The following is a 25,211-nucleotide window of genomic DNA, read 5'->3' as shown; positions in this document are numbered from 1 at the left end:
CCTTACGTGTTTGCACAAGACCGCCTGCGCCAAATCGCCATCAGGGAGGAACATCGGGTTTTGCCGGGCAGTCGCCGTATTCGCTGGCCGGCTCGTGCAATGCCTGGGCCGGCGCGCCAGGGCGGACGAAAGGCGGCATAGTGCGGGACGGCCAGTGCGCGCCCGGAACGGGCGATGCGCCGGACTGCCCGTGGGCACACAGCCGGCAGGCAAGTTGCATGGCGTTGCGGGCGCCGAGTTTGGCGAAGATGCGGGCGCGGTGGGCCTCGACCGTGCGCAGGGAAATGCCCAGGTCAATGGCGATGACCTTGTTGGCGCGCCCAGCCGCCACGTAGTCAACGATCTGGCGTTCGCGGGCGGTCAGGGCTGAAAGGACAGCGTCGAGTTCGGGGTGAGGAAAGGGCATGGAAGCTCGTTTGCAATGTAGGATTGCAAACAGTCTGCCCCGCCGGCCGGGCCGCCGTAAGCTGGCAATTCTGCTAGGGGCTGATGAAAACGCCTCGCCTCAATCGCCCTATCAAGCGCCTGTACCAGGCGCCTTGCACCGAGCGCCCAGCATCGCGCGCCCGGATGTCACCGCCCCGCCGCTTCAGGCCGTGTAGACCAATTCCAGATTGTCGATCAGTCGCGTGGCGCCCAGCTTGGCCGCGGCCAGCACGACGACGGGTTCGCCCGCCTGCAAGTCGGCGGCCTCGGGGCGCTTCAAATCGCGCTGGCGGCGCAGGGCCACGTAGTCGACCTTCCAGCCGCGCTGCGTCAGCCGCTGGGCCGCGTCGTTCTCCAACGCAGCAGCATCGCGCTCGCCCTGGGCCAGGCGGCGGCCGATCTCCTGAAGCTCGGCGTACAACGCCGGCGCCTCGGCGCGCTCGCCGTCGGTCAGGTAGCGGTTGCGTGACGACAGCGCCAGGCCGTCGTCCGCGCGCACGGTTTCGTGCGCCAGCACCTCGACGGGCAACTGGAACTGGCGGCACATGTTGCGCACCACCATGAGCTGTTGGTAGTCCTTCTTGCCGAACACCGCCACGCGCGGCTGCACGCAGGAAAACAGCTTCAGCACGACGGTGCTGACACCGGCAAAAAACCCGGGACGGAACTCGCCTTCCAGGATGTCGCCCAGGTCATCGGGCGGCTGGATGCGGAAATTCTGCGGCTCGGGATACATCTCGCGCTCGTTCGGCGCGAACAGCACGTAGACGTCGCGTGCCGCTTCAAGCTTTTCGATATCGGCGGCCAGGGTGCGCGGATACTGGTCGAAGTCCTCGTTCGGGCCGAACTGCAGGCGGTTCACGAAGATGCTGGCCACGACGGGATCGCCGTGCTGGCGCGCCAGCTTCATCAGCGACAGGTGGCCTTCATGCAGGTTGCCCATGGTGGGCACGAACGACACGCGGTTCTGTCCGCGCAGGTGATCGCGCAATTCCTGGATGGTGTGTACGACTTTCAAGGGAATCTCCGGGGTGGGCAGGAGCCCGGTCAGGATCAGGCCGCGACGGCTGCCACGCTGGTGTACGCCAGGCGGACGTAGATGGGCGCATAGGGCTCGGCCTGCGTGATTTCCAGCAGCGATTCGCGCGCCAGTTCGAGCATGGCGATGAAATGCACGACCACGACCGCGGCGGGTGCACCCTCGCGGACGCGCTCCATGAAGAGGTCGCCGAATTCCATGAAACGCACGTCGTTCAGGCGGCGCAGGATGTGCGTCATGTGATCGCGCACGGACAGCTGCTCGCGCGTGATGTGGTGATGCTGGTTGAGCTTGGCCCGCTTCATGATGTCGGCCCAGGCCGCGCGCAGGTCGTCCACGCTGACGTCGGGCAGCGCGCGCTCGACGCTGAGGTCGGCCACGGCCTGGCTGCTGACGAAATCGCGCCCCAGTTGCGGCATCTTGTCGAGCTTCTGGGCGGCCAGCTTCATCTGCTCGTACTCAAGCAGGCGGCGGACCAGTTCGGCGCGGGGATCTTCGGGCTCTTCGCCGGTGTCGGTCTTCTTGACCGGCAGCAGCATGCGCGACTTGATCTCGATGAGCATGGCCGCCATCAGGAGGTATTCGGCGGCCAGTTCGAGATTGGTGATGCGGATCTGGTCCACATACGACAGATATTGCCGCGTGACATCCGCCATGGGGATGTCCAGAACGTTGAAGTTCTGCTTGCGGATCAGGTAAAGCAACAGGTCCAGCGGCCCTTCGAACGCCTCGAGGAAGACTTCCAGCGCATCGGGCGGGATGTACAGGTCCGTCGGCATCTGGAACAGCGGCTCGCCGTACAGACGCGCAAACGCCACGCTATCGATGGTGTCGGGCGTGCTGTCGACGGACGGTTCCACTAGCTTGGCCAGGGCATCGCCTGGCACCGAGGGGTTCTGGACCATGTTTGCCGAGAACGGTATCAGTCGGCCTGATACACGTACGGCCTTTGCGCCACGCGTGCCGCGCGGAAGCCTTCGAGCAGCTCTTGATCCTGCGGTTTGTCCCAGAGGCGGGCGCGTCCCTCGCGCTGGCGCTCTTCGGTGCCAGGGTGGGATTTCTTGAAGTCCTTGAGGAACTGGGTGATCTCGGATTCGTAGTTGGTCGCCATGACGCCAATTTCATTAGGTTGCAGATGTCTCGAGTTTACTTCACGGCGGCCATATCCCCGGCGTTACAATCGTCAGGCTTCCACCGCAGCCCGCCCGACATGTCCGCAGAATCCGCCGCCGCAGCCAATCCCGCTCCACCGTCAACCCCGGATGCGGTGCGCGCGGCGCGCATGATCCCCTTCATCGTCGGCTGCGCGCTGTTTATGCAGATGCTGGACGCGACGGTCGTGGCGACCGCCCTGCCCGCCATGGCAAGGGCCCTGGGATCCACCCCGGTGCGGCTCAATGTGGCCATCACCTCGTACCTGTTGGCCGTCGCCGTCTTCGTGCCCATCAGCGGCTGGGCGGCGGACCGCTACGGCGCCCGGCGCGTGTTCATTACCGCAATCGGCCTGTTCACCCTCAGTTCCGTCGCCTGCGCCATCTCGCAAGACCTTCCCCAACTCGTATTGGCCCGGATCGTCCAGGGCATGGCCGGCGCGATGATGGTGCCGGTGGGCCGCATCATCCTCCTGCGCACCGTCCCCAAGCAGGATCTGCTCAAGGCCATGTCCTTCCTGTCGATCCCGGCACTGCTGGGACCGGTGATCGGACCGCCGCTGGGCGGTTTCATGGTCACGTACATGTCGTGGCACTGGATCTTCCTGATCAACATCCCGATCGGGTTCCTGGGCATCTTCCTGGTGCTGCGGTACGTCACCGAAATCCGCGAAACCGGCACGCCGCGGCTCGATTGGATCGGCTTTCTGCTGAGCGCCGGCTGCCTGGCCACCCTGGTCACCGGCTTCGAGGCCATCGGCCGCGACGTGATGCCGCTGCCCATGCTGCTCGGCCTCATCGCCGTGGGCATCGTGTGCGGACTGCTGTACGGCGTGCACGCACGGCGCACCGAACATCCCATCATCGATCTGTCCCTGATGCGGATTCCCACGTTCGCCATCTCCACGCTGGGCGGCAACCTGTGCCGCTTTGCCGTCGGCGCCACGCCGTTCCTGCTGGCCATGCTGCTGCAGGTGGGCTTTGGCCTTTCGCCGTTCTCGGCCGGCCTCATCACTTTCGCCAGCGCCGCCGGCGCGCTGCTGATGAAGTTCGTGGCCACGCCCATCGTGCAACGCTTCGGCTTTCGCCGCGTGCTGACCCTGAACGCGTTGCTGACGGGCGGTTTCATCATCGTCTGCGGCGCCTTCAACCCGGCCACGCCCGTATGGCTGATGATTGCCATCCTGCTGGTGGGCGGCTTCTTCCGGTCGTTGCAGTTCACGGGGGTAAATACGCTAACCTATGCCGACATCCCGCCCGCCAAGATGAGCCGCGCCAGCAGCTTTTCGGCCATGGCCCAGCAACTGGGCATCACGCTGGGCGTCGGGGTGGCCGCGGTCACGTTGAACATCAGCATGTCGCTGCGCGGCGCCGAAACGCTGGCCATCAGCGACGTGGTTGCCGGCTTCATCGTCATCGGCCTGCTGTGCATGGCATCGACTTTCTCCTTTAGACGCCTCGACCCGCTGGCCGGGGCACACCTGAACGGCGCGAAAAACAGTGACGACGAATGAATTTGTCCTAGCCCTGGACCAGGGCACGACCAGCTCCCGGGCCATCGTGTTCGACCGCGACGGCGTGGTCCGCGGCGTCGGCCAACGTGAATTCCGCCAGCACTATCCGCGTCCGGGCTGGGTCGAGCACGACGCCAACGAGATCTGGCACAGCCAGCTCGATGTCGCCCGCGAAGCCTTGCGCAACGCGGGCGCGGCGGCGGCAGACATCGCCGCCCTCGGCATCACGAACCAGCGCGAGACCACGCTCATCTGGGAACGCTCGACCGGCCGCCCGCTGGCCCGCGCCATCGTCTGGCAGGACCGCCGCACGGCCCCGATGTGCGACCAGCTCCGCCAGGACGGCCACGGCGACTTCCTGCAGGCGCGCACGGGCCTGGTCGTCGACGCCTACTTTTCCGGCACCAAACTGGCCTGGCTGCTGGACCACGTGCCCGGCGCCCGCCGCCTGGCCGAACGCGGCGAACTGGCCTTCGGCACCATCGACACCTGGCTGATCTGGCAGCTGACCGGCGGCGCGGTACACAGCACCGACCCCAGCAATGCCTCGCGCACGATGCTGTTCGACCTGCACACGCAGGACTGGAACGACGACATCCTGGCGCTGCTCAACATCCCGCGCAGCGTTCTGCCGCAGATCGCGCCCAGCAGCGCCATCGTCGGCGAGGCGCTGCCGGAATGGCTGGGCGGCTCCGTGCCCATCGCGGGCGTGGCGGGTGACCAGCAGGCCGCGACCTTCGGTCAGGCCTGCTTTACCCCGGGCATGGCCAAGAACACCTACGGCACCGGCTGCTTCATGCTGATGAACGTGGGCGACAAGCCCGTTGAATCGCGCAACAACCTGCTGTCCACGGTCGGGTGGGGCCTGCCTCAAGCGGGGCACGACAAGTGGAAGCCGGCCTACATGCTGGAAGGCGGCGTCTTCGTGGCCGGCGCTGCGGTTCAATGGCTGCGCGACGGGTTGGGCATCATCCAGCGCTCCGAAGAAATCGAATCCCTGGCCGCCAGCGTCTCGGACACGGACGACGTTTTCATGGTCCCGGCGTTTGCTGGTCTGGGCGCTCCGCACTGGGATCCCTATGCGCGCGGCACCCTTGTTGGCCTGACTCGCGGCACCACACGCGCCCACATCGCACGTGCCACGCTGGAATCCATCGCCCTGCAAAGCGCTGAACTGCTGACGTGCATGAATGCGGACAGCGGCATCGCTTTGACGGAATTGCGCGTCGACGGCGGCGCTGCCCGCAACGATTTGCTGATGCAGATGCAGGCTGACATTCTGGGCGTTCCGGTTGTCCGCCCCCGGGTTCCCGAATCGACTGCACTCGGCGCAGCGGGCCTCGCCGGCCTGGCTGTAGGCTTCTGGTCGGGTCCGGATGAATTTGCATCGAAGTGGCAGGCTGAACGCACGTTCACGCCTGCGTGGCCTCAGTCCGTGAGAGATGCGCGGATGAAGCGGTGGCGGCAGGCAGTGGAGTTGTCTAAGGGGTGGTCGGTAGGGGCCGCTAAGTAAGGCATCGGTTGTTGGTTTGGCGTTGGTGTCTGGCGCCCAGATAGATGGCCTTGTGCTGCGCCAGGCCTTCACCCGTGCCCCCATCGATCAGCGATTTGGTGAACTCGGGCGACACGTCGATGCCGTATTGTGGTCGCACCGGCACCCGTCACCGGTGCGCGGAGAATCTTCGCCGCATCTCGGCCGAGAGCCCATCCACGGCCTCAACCGATTGGCGCAACCCCTGCGACAGTAGATGCGTGGCTCCAACGGCACATCGTCGGCACTTTGACTTCGGCGCCAACCAAAGGCGAGTGACGGTCCCGTGCGCGATTCGACGTCCATATCATCCGGCCACCCCACCTTGGGCGCTAAACGCAGGGTCAAGTGATAGAGCGGCACATCTTTGTTCCAATCACGGGAAGGGTTTGGATATTGGGGTAATGCTTCCGGTCCCAGGCTCATGAACGCGCGCGCCATTGCCCACATGTGTTCGCCGTAGGCGTTGCTGCCAGCTAATTGGAAGCGATCAATGCCGCGAGACCACTCGATCAAGATTCGGAAGCTGAACAAACGCGTTCTACGGCGCCGTCTTCGACTCAACGTCCATATCAATCGGCCAATGCACTTTTGGTGCCAGTCGCAGCCCAGGATCACACGCCGGGATGTGATTATTCCAATCACGCGGTAGGTTCGAATACTTTGGCAACGACCCGGGTCCCTGGTTCATGAACGCGCGCGCCATGGCCCACATATGTTCCCCATCGGCATTGCTGCCGGCCAATTGAAAGCGATCAATAACGTGATTGGAACCTTGTGCAACCACTGCAATATCGACGCCCCAAGCAAAAATCGGAACGCCGCTCGGGCTTGGGCTCATTCGGCTCCAGGCTTCGGCGCGCAGATCTTCCCAGTTAAAAATCACGGGGCATACGCCCGTACCTTTGCCGCTTACTAGGTTGCCGTTGTGAAAGCGATAAACGTAGACCTTGCGACGCTTGCGATTAAAGCGGATCGGCTCATCGCGAGGGGGGGCCGCGCCAGAGCGGAATATTCCTATTCCGGCAACCAGTGTCCCAATTGACAAGGCCGTCGTCAGCATGAACAGAAACGGGTGGCTCGAAAATGCGCCGCCGCCAAGATCGAAGAAAAATATCTTTACGATAAATACTGCTATTAGGAACATCGAAAAAGCAAAAATGAATATGACTGTGCGATTCAAATTGCGGGAGCCGCTAAGTTCCAGATAGATATCGTCCACGAAGTTCGGGCAGCGACCTAACAGAGGCAGTGGTGCACCAGGCAATGTATTCGGCAGAGGCAGGTCGGCTCGCCACCCTTTTGTTGGATTATCCAAACGTGCATTTTTTTTCATCATTACTTTGCTTCTATACATTCCACTTTGGCAATCATCTCGGGATCGATAACATTGGGAAGGTACTCGACGCTGATGACTGCCACATCAATATCGTGCCCTACCGAAAGTTCGATATCCCCCTCGATGACAAGGAAACTCGACTTACTCTCATCAGCGAGAGTCAGCAGTTTTTCCTTGACTGTCGGAATGGTGCTATCCGGGCGGTAATCCAACGGATTGCATGGAAGGATCACTTCTTCCTTTTTTGCAGCATCGTGAGGGTAATTGCCCGACGCGAGCACTTCGTCCCCCCGATAGCGGTTGACTTGAAGTTTCCATGAGTACGCAGCCCTGACCGAGTCGTATCGCGGAAGAACTATTCGATATTTCAAGCGCGGGATAACTGCGGGGCCAGCCTCCATGCCTCCCATGGCTGCAGCCAACCCTTCGTAATGCACCAAGCGGATCTCAGAATCAAAAATCACATGTGCATCGATTCCCAAAACAGCTGCATTCAACGCAGCAACCGCAGTACTGGCGTCGGTAAATTTACCGGGATCGGATTTACCAAAGTGGCTGCAGTAGACCCACCTCTCCAATGGCGAAGATTCTGCTTCCTCTCCGATTCTCTCGGCTATATATGCGATCAAGCCGAAAAGAATTGCCCAACCGACGGGTCCAAGCACCCATGTCGAGCTTAGAATGGCTGCGGAGCTTGCGTAAATAGCGTATCCCGACGCAGCTGCGCTCGCTCCATAAAACGCGGCCGCTGTGTAATATCCAACCTCCGGTCGGCCTCCCAAATCGCGAGCATTTCTTGCAGATTTGAATGACGCGATTGCATCGACGAAACCAGATACCGCACTCAGTAAAGCTCCAAATCGCGCCAGAGCTTTACCAGCATTCGCGATCCGGCTGATTGCACCGCTCCCGGTCGCAGGCGCGCGCAGGACCTTCCGCGCCTGTTCGGCACTGCCCTTCAACGCCAGTCCCATTACCTCAAAACTTCCCCCCAAAACTCCGATCGACGCCGAATACACCGCCAGCACGGCTTCCACGTGTTTAGCTCCAAAGGTGGCATCCACGGCTTCAACCGATTTACGCAAGCCCTGCGATAACAGGTACGTGGAGCCAACAGCAAGCAGCAGTTCAGCGCTTCCGACCGTGCCGCGGGCAATCGCGGCAGCACTGCGCGCGCCCCTCAATCCGGTCTGCGCGAGGTCGGCGGCCCGCGCCACGTTTAGCTGAAGACCGGCCAAGGCCTTGCGCGCCCCCGGCTCCAGCGTGCCGGCGAGCACTTTAAGTTCGCTTAGCGCTCCGCCGGCCCGGCGCGTGGCGTCTCCGATAACCTCCCCTGTTTGCTGGGTGGCATCCTTGACGACGTCGCCAAAGCGCTTTCGCAAGTCATTCGCGTTTCCTTCGACCCACAACACCACGTCAACCATCTGTTCCGCGAGTTTCGGATCGCTCAGGGCCAGGCTGAGGACACCAGCAGTCAGCACCGACCGCACCTGCTTGTGCGCCTTTCCGGTCGCTTTCTCAATGGCCGTCGCAAGCCTGTTTCGGTCTTCCCCGATCTGCTTGCACATCAATGTGTAAAACTCACCCAGCTTCATCTGAACGGCGACCTGGGTCATGTATGTGCGCGAGTACAGCAAGAGCGATGCGCTGTTCACACGCGTGGCGACGTTGCGCACGCCGGCATCAACCTTCAGTTCCAGTCGGCTCACCGCACCGTTGTAAGCGGCCAGCACACTGGCGATCGCGTCCTGGACGTTAGGCCATATGAGTTTGTCGCCCAGGTCGCTACTGGTAATGATCTTGGTGACCGGGGCGTAGAGCTTCCCGAAGTCGTTCCAATCCAGTTCGCCCTGATTGCCGAACGTGGGCACCAGACTTTGCATCAGGCTTTTGTCGAGCGCCAGCAGGGTCTTGAAGACGATGCTCTGACCATCCTTGACCCAGGCTTCCCACGCGCGCGCCGACGGCCCGGTGACGGGTTGAATGTTGCCCTCGGGATCTGGTTTAGGCGTTGCTTCGGTGATGCCGCCGCTCAGGCACAGTTCCATCGTGCGGATGTAACCCAATACTGAGTACGCATTTTGCGCATCGTAGTCATACTGCTCCGCCGAGCGGAACATCGGGTTGTTGAGGATCTGGTCTGCGTAGAGTTCGGCCAGCTTGTCCACTTGCGTCTGCAACCGCGCCTTGTGCGCTTCGAACGCTTTCTCCCAACTGGCGCGCGCCACTTCGTCGTATCGCTCATCGAGCCGCGCAAGCAGCTTCCCTGCCTTGTGCTCGACCTGTTCGGCTCGCTCGCGAGCGGGGTCGCCGAAAACCGGCGGCCCCGCCGTTCCACTGTGGTAAGCATAGGGACTGTGGGCAATGGCGTTGTCCGCGGCCACCTTGCAGAGTTCACGCAGGCGCTTCAGGCTTTCGGACGTGAAGAATTTGTAGTTGTTGAGCGGGTCTGCCTCATAAGCCTGCCGCTCCCTTAGCCAACCCAGGCGCTGATGATTGATTTCCTGGACCAACCCGACCGGGTCCGGCAGGACCAACGCCAACACGCCATTCGGCAATTGCTCGCGCTGTGTCTGAGTCCGGACGAAACCTTCAAGCGCGTTCAAGCGATGATTGCGCGAGCAAAATCCGTGCGCGCTGACAAAATCGCCGATCGTGGGCGTAGCGTATTCCAGCACGTGCTGATCGACCTGAAGGCGCTGCTCCGTCATTGCGATGCCTACACTCGCGGGATCGTTCCGCGCAGTCTGCAAGTCAAGCTCGTAAAACCTGACGGCCATTGGCGACTTTTCGCCCGCGAAACTGTGGAGATAGCGATTCAATACGCTGTCGGACCACGGATCGCTGGAGAACGCTATCCACGCGGTCTTAAACAGTTTGGTGTCGATGTTGATGAACGAAGCCGGGACGTCGTGGTCGCGGTGGATACATCTTTCGCTCAGCGGCTCTGGGGCTGCCCGCAGCATGGAAAATGGGTTGAACTGACGCAGCGCCCCTTCGGGCGTCACCTGATAAGCCTGCCACTCTCGCTTGTCGAACAGCACATAGAGATACCCTTCACGTAGGGTACGCGGCTGGTCGAGCCGCAACGGCACGGCAGCCAGATCGCCGCCGCCGGCAAGCGGCCGCTTTGATGTCGCGGTGGGCTTAGGCGCGTAGGCCGTTCGCAACGGAAGGATTGGCAGGCCAGTGCGTTCGCAGGCGTTGCATGTGCCCGTAGGATTGGGGACAGCATGGCGGATCGCCCAACTCAAGGTCGTGCTGACGCTCATAAGTTCCTTTGCTTGGCGCAGTGTGGCAGTAGTCGGTGGTGATGACCTATCGCCTCAATGCAAACGTTGTGCCAACTTGGAAGCGTCTTTTCCGTTGTTCTTTCTTATCAACTGCTTACGCGTGCTTCACCGCCAAACATGGCGATCTCAACGGCGCAAAAGCAGCGAAAGTGTTTTTTTCACCGAAAGTTCGGGCCATTTGTGGCTCGAGATTCTTCAACGGTTTGAAAAAAAACAAAAAAAATCGGGCCAACTTTGGCCCGGGTGAGCCAATGTTGGCCCGTTCGTCTTCGTAGAAGAGCCTGTTGCACATCGCGGCAGGCCCGAGCCGCTTATACGCTTATTGAATCGACGCGGGAGCGTCGTGCGTGGGGTCAGCGCAATCCGCGTCCTGTGCGTAGGCGCGTGCCGTTTCCAGCATGGCCTCAGTCATGATGACCATGTGCTCACACAGCACGCCGCCTAACAATGCGGCCACGGTCCATGCGTCCAGCGGCTGCGCGCCGGTGGCGTCGGGTTCGGAGGCGCTGTTGCCGACAAGGCGAGCGATCGGCGCGATGGCATAGCAGGCGCGCTCAATGTTGTAGAGCTGGGAGAGGGATACGAGGCCAAGTGCGGGATTAGCGTCGACGAACCAGGGGTCTTGGGTAAGGGAGTGCTGCGTCATGGACAATGGGAGTGTCAGTATTTTTGTGTTTGAGGCGTTAGAAGCCTGATAGTTGGTTCTATCAGGCTTATTGATGCTATCTCAGCGATACGGGTCAGTGAAGCGTTCTGCATAAATCACGGCGAACTGGTTCATAGCGGCCTTCCAGTCGTGCGTGGCGCTGCCCCAGGCCCCGGTGATGTTGCGTAGGACCAGCCACAGTAGCTTGGTGGCGGCTTCATCGCTTGGGAAGTGACCTCGCGTTTTCACCGCGCGGCGCAGTTGGGCATTAATGCTCTCGATCGCATTGGTGGTGTAAATCACCTTGCGGATCGCCGGTGGGAACGTAAAAAACGGGATCACACGGTCCCATGCCCGGCGCCATGCGTCTGCGATCGGCGCGTAGCGTTGGCCCCAAGGGCCTTGCTCGAACTGCACGAGCGCGGCCAGCGCTGCCTCCACGGTCGCCGCCGTGTAGATCGGCCTCAGCGCCGCAGCCACCGTCCGGCGCTCCTTCCAGCTGGCGTATTCCAGGCTGGAGCGGATCAAGTGCACGATGCATGTCTGCAGCGTTGTGGCCGGGAACACCGCGTTCAGCGCCTGCTCCATGCCCTTCAGACCGTCAGTGACAGCGATCAGGATGTCCTGCGTGCCGCGGGTCTTGAGCTCGTTGAACACCTTCATCCAGAACTTGGCGCCCTCGGTCTGCTCGATCCACAGGCCCAGGATGTCGCGCGTGCCGTCCGGCAACACCGCCAGCGCCAAGTAAACGGCCTTGTTGCGCACCACGCCGTCCTCGCGGATCTTGACCCTCAGCGCGTCGAAGAACACCACCGGATACATCGTCTCCAGGGGCCGCGTTTGCCAGGCGGTGACCTCGTCCATCACCGCGTCGGTCACCGAGCTGACGAACTCCGGCGAGACTTCCGTGCCGTACTGCTCGAGCAGAAACCCTTGGATTTCGCGCACCGTCATGCCGCGGGCGTACATGGCGATGATCTTGTCGTCGAACCCGGTAAAGCGGCGCTCGTGCTTGGGGATCAGGATCGGGGCGAAGCTGCCATCGCGGTCGCGTGGGATCTCTACCCGAAGCGGCCCATCATCGGTCAGGACCGTCTTGGAGCTCTTGCCGTTGCGTTGATTGGTGGCCTGCTCGGGGCGCTCGCCGCCCGCCGGGTAGCCCAGATGGTGGCCCAATTCCGCTCCAAGGGCCCGTTCGATCAGCGCCTTCTTGAACGCCATCGACAGGTCCTGCACCGCCTCGGCGGTCATCGGGCCTTTGACGAATTGATCAACCAGCTCGGCGGGAATCGCCGGCAGTTCCCTCAGCGGTGTCTTTTTCTTGGTAGCCATACATGCTCCTTGAGCAACATGTTAGGCCCCAAACACAAAATTTATGACACTCCCTGGACAATCTCCTATAGCGGCGAACAAACCCGCACCCCACTTTCAAAATGGGGAGGACGGGCACGAGTCGAGGTTGGAAGACCGGAGCTATAGGACCCGGCGTGCGCAAGCGCACCCCCGCCAAGGCCCGTCCATAGGGACGTACAGAGCCAACTCCAATGATCGCTTTCGACCCCTCGCGGTCGATAGGACCTAGCCGCCGGATGACTGCGGTGCATCAGAATTTGCCGCTCGCACATCCTCAATTTTGGGGATGTCGCCGAAGGTTCTTCGCACCTAGCCTGCGAGCTCAACATCCGTCTAGTCAAGGAGATGGCATGCGAGTCCTTCTACTAATCGCGTCGATGATTGCGCTTCTCGCATCGGACGCCGCGTTTGCGCAAGCGCAAGTTCAACTGGCCAACGATAAGCTCATCAAAGCTACAAACTTCGTTCAGGAACTCCGCACGCGTCGAGGAAGCATTGCGACAGAAGAAGCAATCCGCGCTACCAAGCTGGGCTGCGATGGGCTTCAGGAACTGACCAGAGATCAAGCATTTCGCCAACGTGTGTCTGATGTAGCGGCAGCCGCAGAAAAGCACAGCGAAACCAACGCGGCCATACGGCATAGCCTCGCACGCTTTCTCGGTGAGTTTCTGAGTCCTGAAGTATTAGTCCTGGAGCGAGCGGGTCTCTCAAGCACGGCCATCGTTCAAGTCGTAAAAGACGGCTTCGATCTCCAGGCGCATGCATACATCGGCAAGTACGGTGGCGGCTCCGCTGAACACTTTCTACGAAATTTGGACGAATTCACGAATGAAGTCTGTCGCGCTGCGGGCCAAGCTAAGCTAATAGCAGAGGGCAAGAAAGAAGACATGCTGTTCCGCCTTGGTGTCGGCCTCGGTGGGGCTGCTGTAGTGCTCGCCGACTTGACACTTACTCCCACTTGGACCGGGCCGCTGGCGGTGCAGTCCTACTCATTCGGTTTCACGCTTTTGGCCGGAGCTATTCTGATGTAGCCAATGGCGGCAAAACTCAAAAACCACGCCACCACACGCGAAGCGTCATCGCCACGACGCAAGACGCCGCGTAAGTCACCGGAGGCCGCCCGCGCGGCCGAACGGTGACGGGCCCCGCAAGCCGCTTCTATCCCACACGAATGCGTGCAAGAACCTCAAGAACCCAATCCGCCCCAGCGCCCGTAAAGCTTCCACAGTAAAGCCCGGTGCGGCGTCGGCCTGGGGCGCGCGGGGCGTGTAGATGCGCCCGAGGGAATCGGAAGGCAGTCGCCGCAGGCGACAACGACGATGACGACGGGGAAGTCCGGAGCGAAGGCTCCGGACCGCAATCGTAGCCCCGCGCGCCCCAGGCCGACGACGCGCCGGGCGTCTCAAGAACTCCACCCTCGGCATTACCACGGCTCCGGGGAGGCGTCTCAAGAACTCCACCCTCGGCAACAACGCGGCACCGCGAGGCGTCCCAAGAACTCAACCCCGGCAATAACACGGCACCGAGAGGCGTCCCAAGCACTCACTGCCCGGCAACACCAATAAAGCACCATCAAGCCGCCCGAACCCCAATCGCCACCACCCTCGCGGTAAACCCCTTCAACAACTCCTCCCGCATCGCCTCGGCCCGCACCATCGACGCCTCCTTCACGTGCCCGTACCCGCGGATCTCCTCCGGCACGCTCGCCAACGCCACCGCCTTATCCAGATTCCCGCGATTCAACTTCCCCAGAATCGCCGTCACAGTCTCCCGATACTCCTTGATCAATTCCCGCTCAGCCCGCCGCTCCTTCGTATACCCGAACGGATCAAACCGAGACCCCCGCAAAACCCGCATCCTTGCCAGCACCCGAAACACCTTCAGCATCCCCGGCCCGTAAGACCGCTTCACCAGATGCCCATCCTTGTCCCGCCGTGCAAACAAAGGCGGCGCCAGATGAAAGCGCAGTTTCCAATCTCCCTCGAACTGCTCGCCCACCCGCTTCAAGAACTCCCCATCCGAATACAACCGAGCCACCTCGTATTCGTCCTTGTACGCCATCAGCTTGAAGTAATACCGCGCCACCGCCACCGCCAGCCGGTTCGTGCCCGTCGCCTCCCGCTCGGCATGCGTCACCTTGTCCACCAGATCCGTGTACTGCTTGGCATAGTCCGCGTCCTGATACTGCGTCAGGAACGCCTTGCGCACCGCCACCATCTGCGCCAACTCACTGGCCGGCTTCCTTAGATCCACCACCGGACTTGCCACCCGCGGCCGCGTGATTTCGATGATGTCTTCCGGCTGCGCGGCCGGCACACCCCCATTGGCCATCAACCGCGCCACCGCCGCGGGTTCATGCGCCGCGCGCCGTCCCCACGCAAAGGCTGCGAGATTGTTCGGCACCTGCTGGCCGTTCAGCTCGATCGCCCGCAGCAGCGCCTCGCGCGACAGCGGAATCCAGCCCTTCTGGAATGCGTAGCCCATCATCAGCGGATTCGAATAGATCGCATCGCCCAGCAGCACCACCGCCATGGCTGCGGCATCCACCGCGTCAAGATTCTCCTTGCCGCAGGCGCTCTGCAGATCTGCCGTCAGATTCGCCCCCGGCAATGTCCAGCCCGGGTTCGACACGAATGCCGCCGTCGGCGCCGTGTCGCTGTTCAGCAGCACATGCGTGCGCCCGGGACTCACGCGCGCCATCGCCTCCGCGCTCGTCGCCACCACCAAGTCGCCTGCCAGCAGCAGATCCGCCTCGCCCATCGCCACGCGCGTGTTCAGCAGATGGTCCGGCGAGCCCGCCAACACCACGTGCGAAAACACCGCGCCGCCCTTCTGCGCCAGTCCCGCCATGTCCAGCACCGAACAGCCCTTCCCCTCAAGGTGCGCCGCCATGCCCAGCAGCTGCCCGATCGTCACCACGCCCGTGCCGCCCACCCCCGCGATGAACACGCCATAAGGCACGTCCAGACTACGCACCCGGGGCGCAGGCACATCCTCGTCCGGCGCGTCGCCCGATTGCGCCAACGCGGGCGGCTTCTTCAGCTTGCCGCCCTCTACCGTCACCAGGCTCGGGCAAAAGCCCTTCAAACAGGAGAAGTCCTTGTTGCAGCTCGACTGGTTGATCTTGCGCTTGCGCCCGAACTCGGTCTCCAGCGGCTCCACCGACAGACAGTTCGACTTCGACGAGCAATCCCCGCAGCCCTCGCACACCCGTTCATTGATGACCACGCGGCGCGCCGGGTCCGGATAGGCGTTGCGTTTGCGGCGGCGGCGCTTTTCGGTTGCGCAGGTCTGGTCGTAGATCAGCACCGACACGCCGGGATGCTCGCGCAGCTCGCGCATCACCGCGTCCAGCTCGTCGCGATGGCGCACGGGCACGTCCCGCGCCAGGTCGGTCACGTCCACATACTTGCCGGGATCGTCCGTCACCACCACGATCTTCTCGATGCCCTCGGCCGCCACCTGGCGCGTGATCATCGGCACGCTGATCGGGCCGTCCACCGGCTGCCCGCCCGTCATCGCCACCGCGTCGTTGAAGAGGATCTTGTACGTGATCGGCGCCTTGGCCGCCACTGCTGCCCGAATCGCCAGCAGCCCCGAATGAAAGTAGGTGCCGTCGCCCAGGTTCGCGAACACGTGCTTTTCCTCGGTGAACGGCGCCTGCCCCAGCCACGGCACGCCCTCGCCGCCCATCTGCGTGAAGACGTCGGTGCTGCGGTCCATCCATCGCACCATGTAGTGGCAGCCGATGCCCGCCATGCCGCGCGAACCTTCCGGCAGGCGTGTCGACGTATTGTGCGGACAGCCTGAACAGAACCAGGGCTTGCGCTCTTCAACCACACGCGGTCGCGCCAGCGCCGCTTCGCGGGCACGGATGAACTCCACGCGAGCCTCGATGCCCGCGCGCACATCGTCCGGCAACGCGAACCGCAACAGGCGCGCCGCGATGGCCTTGGCGACCATCGCAGGCGAGAATTCGTAATGCGCCGGCAGCAGCCAATTGCCCTGCGGCACGGACCACTCGCCGCCGTCCTTGTCGTCGAACTTGCCCACCACGCGCGGAATCTTCTTGCCGCTTCCGATCCAGCTGAACAGCTCCTCTTTCAGCTGATATTCCAGCACCTGGCGCTTCTCCTCCACGACCAGGATCTCGTCCAGCCCTTCGGCGAACCGCTGCGTGCCGGCGGACTCCAGCGGCCACACCATGCCCACCTTGAAAAGACGCAGGCCGATGCGTCGGCACACGTCTTCGGACAGGCCGAGGTCCGAGAGCGCCTGGCGCGTGTCCAGGTAGGCCTTGCCGGACGTCATGATGCCGAAGCGCGCATCGCGCTGCGGCACCTCCCAGAGTTCGCGGTTCAGCCCGTTGGCGCGCGCATAGGCCAGCGCGGCGTACAGCTTGTAGTCCAGCAGCCGCGCTTCCTGCTGCAACGGCGTGTCGGGCAGCCGGATGTTCAGGCCGTCCGGCGGCAGCTGGAAGTCCTCGGGCAGCACGATGCGCACGCGGTCAGGGTCCACATCGACCGATGCCGACACCTCCACGATGTCGGTGATGCACTTCATGCCCACCCACACGCCCGCGTAGCGGCTCATCGCCCAGCCGTGCAGGCCGAAATCCAGCACTTCCTGCACGCTGGACGGGAACAGCACCGGAATCATGCAGGCCTTCAGGATGTGATCGCTCTGGTGCGGCAGCGTCGAGGACTTGGCGGGGTGGTCGTCGCCCGCCACCACCAGCACGCCGCCGTGGCGCGCGGTGCCGGCTGCATTCGCATGCTTGAAGACGTCGCCGCAACGGTCCACGCCAGGACCCTTGCCGTACCACATGCCGAACACGCCGTCGTACTTTGCGCCGGGAAAAAGGTTCACCTGCTGCGTGCCCCACACCGCCGTGGCCGCCAGGTCTTCGTTGATGCCGGGTTGGAACTCGACGTGGTGCGCCTTCAGATGGGCGGCGGCCTTCCACATGTTCTGGTCGACGCCGCCCAGCGGTGAACCCCGATAGCCCGATACGAAGCCCGCCGTGTTCAGCCCTGCCTGCGCGTCGCGCACGCGCTGCATCATGGGCAGCCGCACCAGCGCATGGATGCCGCTCATCCACGCGCGGCCGGATTGCAGGGTGTATTTGTCGTCGAGCTGGACGGATTCAAGCGCCGCGCGGACGGCGGGCGTAAGGGGGGCATTCATGTCTACTCCAACATCGGATGCCCCCACCAGCGTCGCGCCTCTTGCCAGAACGCACGCGGGCCAACAAGGGCCGTGAAAGTGAAGTCCTGATGCGTTCGCGCCTCTGCGGGCGGAATCGCGCTTGCCGCACCCGCCGCTCCGAAAAAACGGGGCCGGCTGGCGTTAGTCCTTTCGGTTGTAACCCCTGGCCCTCGGGCGGGCAATAGGGCGATGCGATAATTGCCGGCATGGACTTCGCCCCTCGCATCGTCGCCTGGCAGCGCCAGCATGGCCGCCACGATCTCCCCTGGCAGAACACCCGGGATCCCTACCGGATCTGGCTTTCCGAAATCATGCTGCAGCAGACGCAGGTGGCCACCGTCATTCCCTATTACGAGCGCTTTCTGCAACGCTTTCCGGACGTCGCGGCGCTGGCCGCCGCCTCGCAGGAAGACGTGATGCCCTATTGGGCCGGCCTGGGCTACTACGCCCGCGCCCGCAACCTGCATCGCTGCGCGCAGGAGATCGTGCGCGACTGGAACGGCCGCTTTCCGCCCACCGCCGAGGCCATCGCTACGCTGCCGGGCATCGGCCGGTCGACTGCCGCGGCCATTGCCGCGTTCTCCAACGGCGAGCGCTCGCCCATCCTGGACGGCAACGTCAAGCGGGTATTCACACGACACTTCGGCATTGCCGGGGATCCCGCCAAGCGCGAGGTCGAGCAGCGTCTCTGGGCGCTGGCGCATGCGCAGGTGGACGCAGCGCCCGGGTTGGACATGGCGGCCTACACGCAGGGGCTGATGGATCTGGGCGCCACGCTCTGCACGCGCGGCAAACCCGCCTGCGACAGATGTCCGGTGGCGGAGACCTGTGTTGCCCGCCGCGAAGGTCGACAGGCCGAACTGCCCACGCCCAAGGTGCGCAAGGCGATCCCCGAACGCGAGACCTGTATGTTGGTGCTGCGGCACCAGGGCGCGTTCCTGCTGCAACAGCGTCCCGAACCCGGCATCTGGGGCGGGCTGTGGAGCCTGCCGGAGTTTGATGCGGCGGGTGATCCCGACACCGCGTCGCGCGCGCTGGGGCTGGAGCCGGAACAGCGCTTCGAGTTGGCTGCCTTCGCCCACACGTTCACGCATTACCGCCTGCACATCCGGCCCTGGCTTGTGCCGGTGCGCGCGGTTGCCCTGCGCGAACCGGCGTTGCCGGAACGCTGGGTGCCTGCAGACAAGCTGGGGATGATGGCGCTGCCGGCGCCCGTCAAGAAACTGCTGCAGGGGCTGGTTGATGCCGGGATGCAGGACAGCCTGTTCGGCGAGGAAAACGCGGCGTAGCGATTCGGCGGGTTAACCGGTGTGAGCTTGAGCGGTGTCAGACACCGGTCAAACTACGACGCCGCCTCATTGAGGTTTCAGACACCCGCCCCGCTCAGCAGCATCACCAGCTTCAAATCCGGATGCGTCGCCAGCCGGAACGTGATCTGCTGGTACGCCAGCTTGCCGCGCTGCGGATGCTGGAATTCGCGCAGGCCGCCTTCGCGTTCCACCACGGCGTGCCGCGTCCACCAATGCGAGAAAACCACGCTTTGCCGGCTCAGGCTGTCCAGCAGCGCCAGCACCGCCGGTTCGTCCAGATGCGCGCCCGCGTCGGCGCGAAATTCAGCCACCACGCGGCGGGCGCGTTGGTCCCAGTCGACCACCAGTTCACGCGCCGCGGGATCCAGGAAGATGTAGCGCAACAGGTTGGGCTCGGGGTCGCGCTCGGGCCAGTGGTCGAACAGGTCGACCAGCGGCGCGTTGCAGGCCAGCACGTTCCAGGCGCGGTCCAGCACATAGGCGGGCGCGTTGATCGCGTTGACGCATTCCTGCAGCGGGCCCGGCGCGCCGCCGGCGTCGTCGCGGGCGTGCTGCGGGTCGGCGCAATCGGCAAGATCGAAGAGGTACGCACGCTCGGCCCGCGCCAACTGCAGCACGCCCGCGATTCGCGACCACACCGAGGGCGACACCGACACCTCGCGCCCCTGCTCGATCCACGTGTACCAGGTAACGCTGATGCCACACAGCTGCGCCACTTCCTCACGCCGCAGGCCGGGCGTGCGGCGGCGCGATCCCTCGGGCAGACCCGCCATCTGCGGCGTGATGCGCGACCGCGCGCTGCGCACAAATTCGCCCAGCGCGTGACGGCGCAGATGCGAGCCTTCGTGGCTGGAGGTGACGGGCTGGGGGGAAGTGTTCATACCAGGATGAGTAATGGGCTTGTACGTGTATACGGGCCCGCCTATCTTAGCGCCTGCATCCTTTCGCAATCCCGAAAGGAATTCCGACAACGATCTCGACAGCATTCCCGGCAACATTCCAGCCAGGATTCCGCCCCCAACAGCCATTCCGACACGAGGACCCCTCATGACCGCCAGCTCGCACGACGCCGCCGTCGACCGCCAATTCAGCCCCCGCGCCGCCGCCTACCTGACCAGCGCCGTCCACGCCCAGGGCGAAGACCTGCTGCAAATGGCCGCGGTCGCCGGCCAGCACCCGGACGCGCGCGTGCTGGACCTGGGCTGTGGCGGCGGGCACGTGAGTTTTCACGTGGCGCCGAAAGTGGCGCATGTGACCGCCTACGACCTGTCGCAGCAGATGCTGGACGTCGTCGCCGCCGAAGCCAGCAAGCGCGGGCTCGCCAATCTGGTGACCTGTCAGGGCAAGGCCGAGTACCTGCCGTTCGGCGACGCCGAATTCGACCTGGTGATGTCACGCTATTCCACGCACCATTGGCAGGACGCCGGCCGCGGCCTGCGCGAGGCTTTCCGCGTGCTCAAGCCGGGCGGCATTGCCGTCTTTGCCGACGTGGTGTCGCCGGGCGAACCGCTGCTGGACACCTGGCTGCAGACCATCGAAGTGCTGCGCGACACCTCGCACGTGCGCGATTACTCGGTGGCCGAATGGACCCGCATGCTGACCGAAGCGGGCTTCACGCTGCAGGAACTGGCGCCGCGCCGCCTGCCGCTGGAGTTTCAGTCGTGGGTCACGCGCATGCGCACGCCCGACACGCTGGTGGCGGCGCTGCGCCACATGTTCGGCATCGCGCCGGACGTTGTGCGCGCGCATTTCGACGTGCGCGAGGACGGGTCTTTTACGAGCGACACGGCGACGATCGTGGTGAGAAAGCCGGGCTGAATCAGTCCACTCTCGACGGCTCCATCGCGGCCAGCGCCCCCACCACGCCCAGGCTGCGCAGCAACTGCGCAGCCGCGCCCGCCGCCCGCACAAACCGCGGCTCCTGGCCGAGGTCACCGAACACCGGCTCAAACCCCGTCATGACGCCCGCCCACGCCAGCATCGCCGCGGACCCCTCGCCCGCCTGCTCCGCCGCCCGTTCGGCCTGCTCATACCGATGCGCCAGCGCTTCGGCCAACGGGTCCTGGACCTCATAGACACGCCCGGCCTCATCCTGTCCGCGCAGGAAAAGCAGCCACCCGGCCACGGCCAACGCAAGACCCGGCATTGGCGCATCCGCCGCCAGCCGGTCGCGCACCGTCCCCAGCAGCCGCTGCGGCAACTTCTGTGAGCCGTCCATCGCAATCTGCCGCGTCTGGTGCCTTAGCGCCGGATTGGCGAATCGCTGCAACAGGCCTTGCCGGTACTTCTCGATATCCAGCCCCTGCAACGGCGGCAGCGTCGGTTCGATCTCCTGGCCCATCAGCGCGCCCAGGAACCGCCGCATGCCGGGCCGCGCCATCGCCTCGTCCACGGTGGCCCACCCCGCCATCACCGACAGATACGCCAGCGCAGAATGCGCGCCGTTGACCATGCGCAGTTTCAGCGTCTCGAACGGCGCGGCGTCCATCACGAAACGCGCACCGCCCGCGGTCCAGTCCGGCCGGCCCGCCGCGAAGCGGTCTTCGACAACCCATTCCAGATAGGGCTCGGCCACCACAGACCACGCATCGCGCACGCCCAATGCCGCGGCGATCTCGTGCCGATCCACGTCCGTCGTGCGCGGCACGATGCGGTCGACCATCGAGCAGGGAAACGCGCACGCCGATGCAATCCAGTCCGCCAACGCCGGATCGACGCGCGCCGCGAACGTCAGCACCAGCGCCCGCAGCAAGTGGCCGTTGGCGGGCAGGTTGTCCAGCGACATCACCGTGATCGGCGGCCGGCCCATCGCGCGGCGGCGTTGCAGGCCGTGCACCACAAAACCGATGACGCCACACGGCGACTCGGGATTCGCGAGGTCATGCACGACGTCGGGATGATCCAGATTCAGCCTGCCGCTGGCGGGATCATGGCAATAGCCCTTCTCGGTGACCGTGATGCTGACGATGCGCGTGCCGGCGGCCGCGATGCGCGCCAGCACGAGCTGCGGGTCCTCGGGCGCCACCAGCGTTTCAAGCAGACAGCCGATGACACCCACACGCTGCCGCGACGCGCCGCTGCCGTCGGCATCGCGCAACGCCAGCGCATACAGGCCGTCCTGCGGCGCCAGCGCGTCGCGCGTGTCGGCGTGGCGCAGCGAGACGCCGCAAATGCCCCAGTCCGGCCCCGCTCCGGCGCGCAGCGCCGCATCGTTGACCGCCGCCAGATGCGCACGCGCGAACGCGCCCAGGCCCAGATGCACGATGCCGATGCTGAGCGCGTCCCGGTCATATCCCGGCCGCGCGACATGCGCGGGCAGGCCGTCCAGCGCCCCCGCATTCAGCCGGCCGCCTTCGCCTACCAGTTCCATAGCGTGCCGTCGTGCTGCAGCCGGTTCACGGGCAGATACGCGCGCTGATACGGATATCGCGCCGCCAGCTTCTCGTCGATATCCACGCCGTGGCCCGGAGCCTCGCCCGGATACAGCATGCCCTGCTCGAACGTATAGGAGTGGGGAAACACGGCATCGGTCTCGTCGGTATGCCGCATGTATTCCTGAATGCCGAAATTGGGCACCCACAGGTCGAAGTGCAGCGCCGCCCCCATGCAGACCGGCGACAAATCCGTGGCGCCATGGCAGCCGGTGCGCACCTGATAGAGCGACGCCATATCGGCAATGCGCCGCAGATGCGTGATGCCACCCGCGTGAACGACCGTGGTGCGGATGTAGTCGATGAGCTGGTTCTGCACCAGGTCCTTGCAGTCCCAGATCGTGTTGAAGATTTCGCCCACCGCCAGCGGCGTGGTGGTGTGCTGGCGGATCAGCCGGAAGGCCTCCTGATTCTCGGCGGGCGTCGCGTCCTCCATCCAGAACAGGCTGTAGGGCTCCAGCGATTTGCCGAAACGCGCGGCCTCGATGGGCGTCAGGCGGTGATGCACGTCGTGCAGCAGATGGTGCTCGAAGCCCAGCTTCTCGCGGATGCGCTCGAACAGTTGCGGCGCGTGGCGCAGATACTTTTCGGTGGACCAGTCGTGCTCGCTGGGCAGGTCGGCATCGGCGGGCTCGTAGAACAGCGTGCCGCGGCCCACGCCATAGACCTTTTCCAAACCCGGCACGCCGCTTTGCGCGCGGATGGCGCGATAGCCCATGTCGGCGTAGCGCAGCACCTCGTCCACGGTGTGCTCGATGTCCGAGCCGTTGGCATGGCCGTAGACCATCACGCCGCTACGGCTCTTGCCGCCCAGCAGCTGGTACAGCGGCAGGCCGGCGGCCTTGGCCTTCAGGTCCCACAGCGCGGTGTCCACGCCGGCGATCGCGGTCATCGTGACCGGCCCGCGCCGCCAGTACGCGCCCTTGTACAGGTACTGCCAGATGTCCTCGATCTGATGCGCATCGCGCCCGATCAGGCAGGGGATGACGTGCTCGGTCAGGTAGGCGGCCACCGCCAGTTCGCGCCCGTTCAGCGTCGCATCGCCAATGCCGGTCAGGCCCTGGTCGGTTTCGATCTTCAGGGTCACGAAGTTGCGGCCCGGAGAACAGACAATCACGCGTGCATTCGTAATCTTCATCTTGGACTTCCGGCTACAGGAAAGGGACGGCCGCTCAACGCGGCCGCGGGATCAGAACGTCACCATCACCTTCATCGCCTGGTTGCGATCACCCGCCAGCGCAAAGGCGTCATGCACGCGCGCGACGGGCACCGCCGCCGTCAGCAGCGGCGACACATCCACCAGGCCGCGGGACAGGCAATCCACGGCCATCGCGTATTCGTTCACAAAGCGGAAGCTGCCGATGCACGACAGGCTCTTGACCATGATCTGGTTGAACGGGCAATCGGCGCTGCTGCCGGACAGCGTTCCCACCGTCACGACAACGCCACGCGGACGCGCCGCGCGCAGGCAGCTTGCCAGGCCGGCATAGCTGCCCGACGCCTCGAAACACACGTCCACCGTGCCCTTGCCCGCGGCCAGCGCGCCCAAGGCGGCCGGGTCCGTGGCCGCGTTGATGGTTTGCGTGGCGCCCACCCGGGCGCACGCCGCCAGTGTCTGGTCCACGATGTCCACCACGATGACCCGGCTGGCGCCCGCCAGGCGCGCGGCCATCAGGATCAACGCGCCGATCGGACCCGCGCCGACCACCATGGCCGTCTTGCCCAGCAACGATCCCGCGCTGCGCACCGCATGCAGGGCGACGGCCAGCGGCTCGCCAAACGCAGCCAGTTCATACGACAGCGAATCCGGCACGGGCACACACTGCCGCGCGTCGACCACCACCTCTTCGCGCATCGCGCCCTGCATGTGCGGAAAGCGGCTGGCGCTGCCGAAGAAATGCACCGACTCGCAATGATTCGAATCGCCCTGCCGGCAATAGCGGCACACGCCGCACGTGCGCGCCGGGTCCAGCGCCACGCGGTCACCGGGCCTGACCGCAGTGACGTCCGCGCCCACCTCCAGCACCTGCCCGGACGCCTCGTGGCCCGGCGTCAGCGGTTCACGGATGACGAAATCGCCCACCCGGCCGTGCCGGTAGTAATGCAGGTCCGATCCGCAGATGCCCACGGCCTTGACGCCGACGCGCACCTGCGACGGCCCCAAGGGCTGCGAGTCCGAGGTGTCCAGGCGCAGGTCCTGCGCCCCGTGGATCATGCAGTTCAGCATCAGCGCCACCCCTGTGCAAATTCGCCGATCACCCGTTCCAGGTGATCGCGCATCGCCTGCCGCGCCTCCTGCGCGTCGCGGGCCACCAGCGCGCCGAAGATACGCTGGTGATCGGCCTGCGACGCCTGGCGCAACGCCTGCGTGTGGAAATGTTGTTCCATCTTTTCCCAGACCGGCCCCCGGGCCTGATCCCACATCGACGTCACCGTCGCCAGCAGCACGCTGTTGCCGGTGGACTGGGCAATGCACAGATGAAAGCGGCGGTCGGCCTCGGCGTTGGCGTCCTTGTCCGTCATCCGGTCGCGCATGGCGGTCAGCGCCTCGAAGATGCGGTCCAGGTCCGCGTCGGTGCGGGTGGTGGCCGCCAGCGCGGCGATCTCGGATTCAATCAGGCAGCGGGCGCGAAGGAGCTCGAAGGGGCCGGCGCCCGCCTCCGGCATCGCGGACGGACGGTTCGCATCCGGTTCGCAGACATAGATGCCCGAGCCGCCGCGCACTTCCACCACGCCCTGCAGCTCCAGCGCAATGATGGCCTCGCGCACGGACGTGCGGCTGACGTCGAAGCGCTCGGCCAACGCGCGCTCGGCCGGCAGGCGCTGGCCCGCGGCAAATTCCCCCTGCGCCACCAGCGCATGGATCTGCGCGGCCAACCGCAAGTAACCGCGGTCTGGTGCGACACGGCCGGCGGGGACTTCGGGCTTGGAGAGCGAATGCAACGTCATGGCGCCTCAAATTGGTCTGAC

At 64.3% G+C, this 25,211-nt stretch carries 21 protein-coding genes; 6 read left to right on the top strand and 15 right to left on the bottom strand.

Annotation, left to right across the window (positions count from 1 at the left end; genetic code table 11):
• Positions 1-40 precede the first annotated feature (40 nt).
• The 4 genes from AB3147_RS02580 to AB3147_RS02565 all read right to left on the bottom strand — a co-directional run bounded on the left by AB3147_RS02580 (position 41) and on the right by AB3147_RS02565 (position 2,576).
• On the bottom strand, positions 41-406 hold the full coding sequence (locus AB3147_RS02580; protein ID WP_191579446.1) for a response regulator transcription factor: 366 nt from the start codon (positions 404-406) through the stop codon (positions 41-43).
• Positions 407-589: 183 nt separating this feature from the next.
• Positions 590-1,444 (bottom strand): pantoate--beta-alanine ligase, encoded by an 855-nt coding sequence (panC, locus tag AB3147_RS02575; protein ID WP_175125960.1) that lies wholly within the window; start codon positions 1,442-1,444, stop codon positions 590-592.
• A 35-nt stretch (positions 1,445-1,479) separates the two neighbouring features.
• The gene (locus AB3147_RS02570) at positions 1,480-2,370 is read right to left on the bottom strand and encodes a segregation and condensation protein A (RefSeq protein WP_063956906.1); all 891 of its coding nucleotides are present in this window, start codon (positions 2,368-2,370) and stop codon (positions 1,480-1,482) included.
• Between the two features lie 17 nt (positions 2,371-2,387).
• Positions 2,388-2,576, bottom strand: a complete 189-nt coding sequence (locus tag AB3147_RS02565) for a DUF3460 family protein (protein WP_056564661.1) — start codon at positions 2,574-2,576, stop codon at positions 2,388-2,390.
• 99 nt (positions 2,577-2,675) lie between these two features.
• On the opposite strand from AB3147_RS02565, the gene AB3147_RS02560 reads away from it, so the two are divergent.
• Together AB3147_RS02560 and glpK are read left to right on the top strand one after the other, a co-directional pair.
• Positions 2,676-4,130 (top strand): DHA2 family efflux MFS transporter permease subunit, encoded by a 1,455-nt coding sequence (locus AB3147_RS02560; RefSeq protein ID WP_175139036.1) that lies wholly within the window; start codon positions 2,676-2,678, stop codon positions 4,128-4,130.
• Positions 4,117-5,643: a glycerol kinase GlpK gene (gene glpK / locus AB3147_RS02555; protein WP_367351377.1), complete on the top strand. Its 1,527-nt coding sequence runs from the start codon at positions 4,117-4,119 to the stop codon at positions 5,641-5,643. The genes AB3147_RS02560 and glpK overlap by 14 nt, the downstream gene beginning before the upstream one ends.
• Here the strand turns inward: glpK and AB3147_RS02550 are convergent.
• From AB3147_RS02550 to AB3147_RS02535, 3 genes are all read right to left on the bottom strand, one after another.
• The gene (locus tag AB3147_RS02550; protein ID WP_367353609.1) at positions 5,636-5,782 is read right to left on the bottom strand and encodes a hypothetical protein; all 147 of its coding nucleotides are present in this window, start codon (positions 5,780-5,782) and stop codon (positions 5,636-5,638) included. The two genes, glpK and AB3147_RS02550, sit on opposite strands and share 8 nt — an antisense overlap.
• Positions 5,783-6,202: 420 nt before the next feature.
• Positions 6,203-7,000, bottom strand: a complete 798-nt coding sequence (locus AB3147_RS02540; RefSeq protein WP_254594339.1) for a DUF6708 domain-containing protein — start codon at positions 6,998-7,000, stop codon at positions 6,203-6,205.
• Positions 7,000-10,272, bottom strand: coding sequence for a T6SS effector BTH_I2691 family protein (locus tag AB3147_RS02535; protein WP_367351375.1), 3,273 nt, complete (start codon positions 10,270-10,272; stop codon positions 7,000-7,002). Before AB3147_RS02535 ends, AB3147_RS02540 begins: the two co-directional genes overlap by 1 nt.
• Before the next feature lie 41 nt (positions 10,273-10,313).
• On the opposite strand from AB3147_RS02535, the gene AB3147_RS02530 reads away from it, so the two are divergent.
• Positions 10,314-10,568 (top strand): hypothetical protein, encoded by a 255-nt coding sequence (locus AB3147_RS02530; RefSeq protein WP_367351374.1) that lies wholly within the window; start codon positions 10,314-10,316, stop codon positions 10,566-10,568.
• 44 nt (positions 10,569-10,612) lie between these two features.
• Here the strand turns inward: AB3147_RS02530 and AB3147_RS02525 are convergent, their stop codons facing one another.
• Together AB3147_RS02525 and AB3147_RS02520 are read right to left on the bottom strand one after the other, a co-directional pair.
• Positions 10,613-10,939 (bottom strand): hypothetical protein, encoded by a 327-nt coding sequence (locus AB3147_RS02525; protein ID WP_367351373.1) that lies wholly within the window; start codon positions 10,937-10,939, stop codon positions 10,613-10,615.
• 81 nt (positions 10,940-11,020) lie between these two features.
• A complete protein-coding gene (locus AB3147_RS02520) occupies positions 11,021-12,271 on the bottom strand; it encodes an IS256 family transposase (RefSeq protein WP_142051401.1) in 1,251 nt (416 codons plus the stop codon).
• Positions 12,272-12,642: 371 nt separating this feature from the next.
• Here AB3147_RS02520 and AB3147_RS02515 point away from each other — a divergent pair, with 371 nt between their 5' ends.
• The gene (locus tag AB3147_RS02515; protein WP_367351372.1) at positions 12,643-13,323 is read left to right on the top strand and encodes a hypothetical protein; all 681 of its coding nucleotides are present in this window, start codon (positions 12,643-12,645) and stop codon (positions 13,321-13,323) included.
• A gap of 541 nt (positions 13,324-13,864) precedes the next feature.
• Here AB3147_RS02515 and AB3147_RS02510 read toward each other — a convergent pair.
• Positions 13,865-17,479, bottom strand: coding sequence for an indolepyruvate ferredoxin oxidoreductase family protein (locus AB3147_RS02510; RefSeq protein WP_367351371.1), 3,615 nt, complete (start codon positions 17,477-17,479; stop codon positions 13,865-13,867).
• A gap of 227 nt (positions 17,480-17,706) precedes the next feature.
• On the opposite strand from AB3147_RS02510, the gene mutY reads away from it, so the two are divergent.
• Positions 17,707-18,789 carry an A/G-specific adenine glycosylase gene (gene mutY / locus AB3147_RS02505; RefSeq protein WP_239216100.1) on the top strand — a complete coding sequence of 361 codons (1,083 nt, stop codon included), beginning with the start codon at positions 17,707-17,709 and terminating at the stop codon, positions 18,787-18,789.
• Between the two features lie 77 nt (positions 18,790-18,866).
• Here mutY and AB3147_RS02500 read toward each other — a convergent pair whose 3' ends face one another.
• A complete protein-coding gene (locus tag AB3147_RS02500) occupies positions 18,867-19,691 on the bottom strand; it encodes a helix-turn-helix transcriptional regulator (protein ID WP_218342229.1) in 825 nt (274 codons plus the stop codon).
• A gap of 166 nt (positions 19,692-19,857) precedes the next feature.
• Between AB3147_RS02500 and AB3147_RS02495 the strand changes: the two genes are divergently transcribed.
• Positions 19,858-20,628: a class I SAM-dependent methyltransferase gene (locus AB3147_RS02495; protein ID WP_343738745.1), complete on the top strand. Its 771-nt coding sequence runs from the start codon at positions 19,858-19,860 to the stop codon at positions 20,626-20,628.
• 1 nt (position 20,629) lies between these two features.
• Here AB3147_RS02495 and AB3147_RS02490 read toward each other — a convergent pair whose 3' ends face one another.
• The 4 genes from AB3147_RS02490 to AB3147_RS02475 are packed head-to-tail and all read right to left on the bottom strand — an operon-like array spanning position 20,630 to position 25,190.
• Positions 20,630-22,180, bottom strand: a complete 1,551-nt coding sequence (locus AB3147_RS02490) for a mannitol dehydrogenase family protein (RefSeq protein WP_367351370.1) — start codon at positions 22,178-22,180, stop codon at positions 20,630-20,632.
• Positions 22,168-23,379, bottom strand: coding sequence for a D-mannonate dehydratase ManD (gene manD / locus AB3147_RS02485; protein ID WP_367351369.1), 1,212 nt, complete (start codon positions 23,377-23,379; stop codon positions 22,168-22,170). Before manD ends, AB3147_RS02490 begins: the two co-directional genes overlap by 13 nt.
• Positions 23,380-23,430: 51 nt before the next feature.
• Positions 23,431-24,468, bottom strand: a complete 1,038-nt coding sequence (locus AB3147_RS02480; RefSeq protein ID WP_367351368.1) for an L-idonate 5-dehydrogenase — start codon at positions 24,466-24,468, stop codon at positions 23,431-23,433.
• Positions 24,468-25,190 (bottom strand): FadR/GntR family transcriptional regulator, encoded by a 723-nt coding sequence (locus AB3147_RS02475; protein WP_175125171.1) that lies wholly within the window; start codon positions 25,188-25,190, stop codon positions 24,468-24,470. Before AB3147_RS02475 ends, AB3147_RS02480 begins: the two co-directional genes overlap by 1 nt.
• Positions 25,191-25,211 lie beyond the last annotated feature (21 nt).

Source organism: Achromobacter animicus (assembly GCF_040775605.1).
Taxonomy (GTDB): domain Bacteria; phylum Pseudomonadota; class Gammaproteobacteria; order Burkholderiales; family Burkholderiaceae_B; genus Achromobacter; species Achromobacter animicus.
The sequence above is the reverse complement of the archived record's forward strand: the minus strand, read 5'-3'. Positions and strand labels throughout refer to the sequence as shown.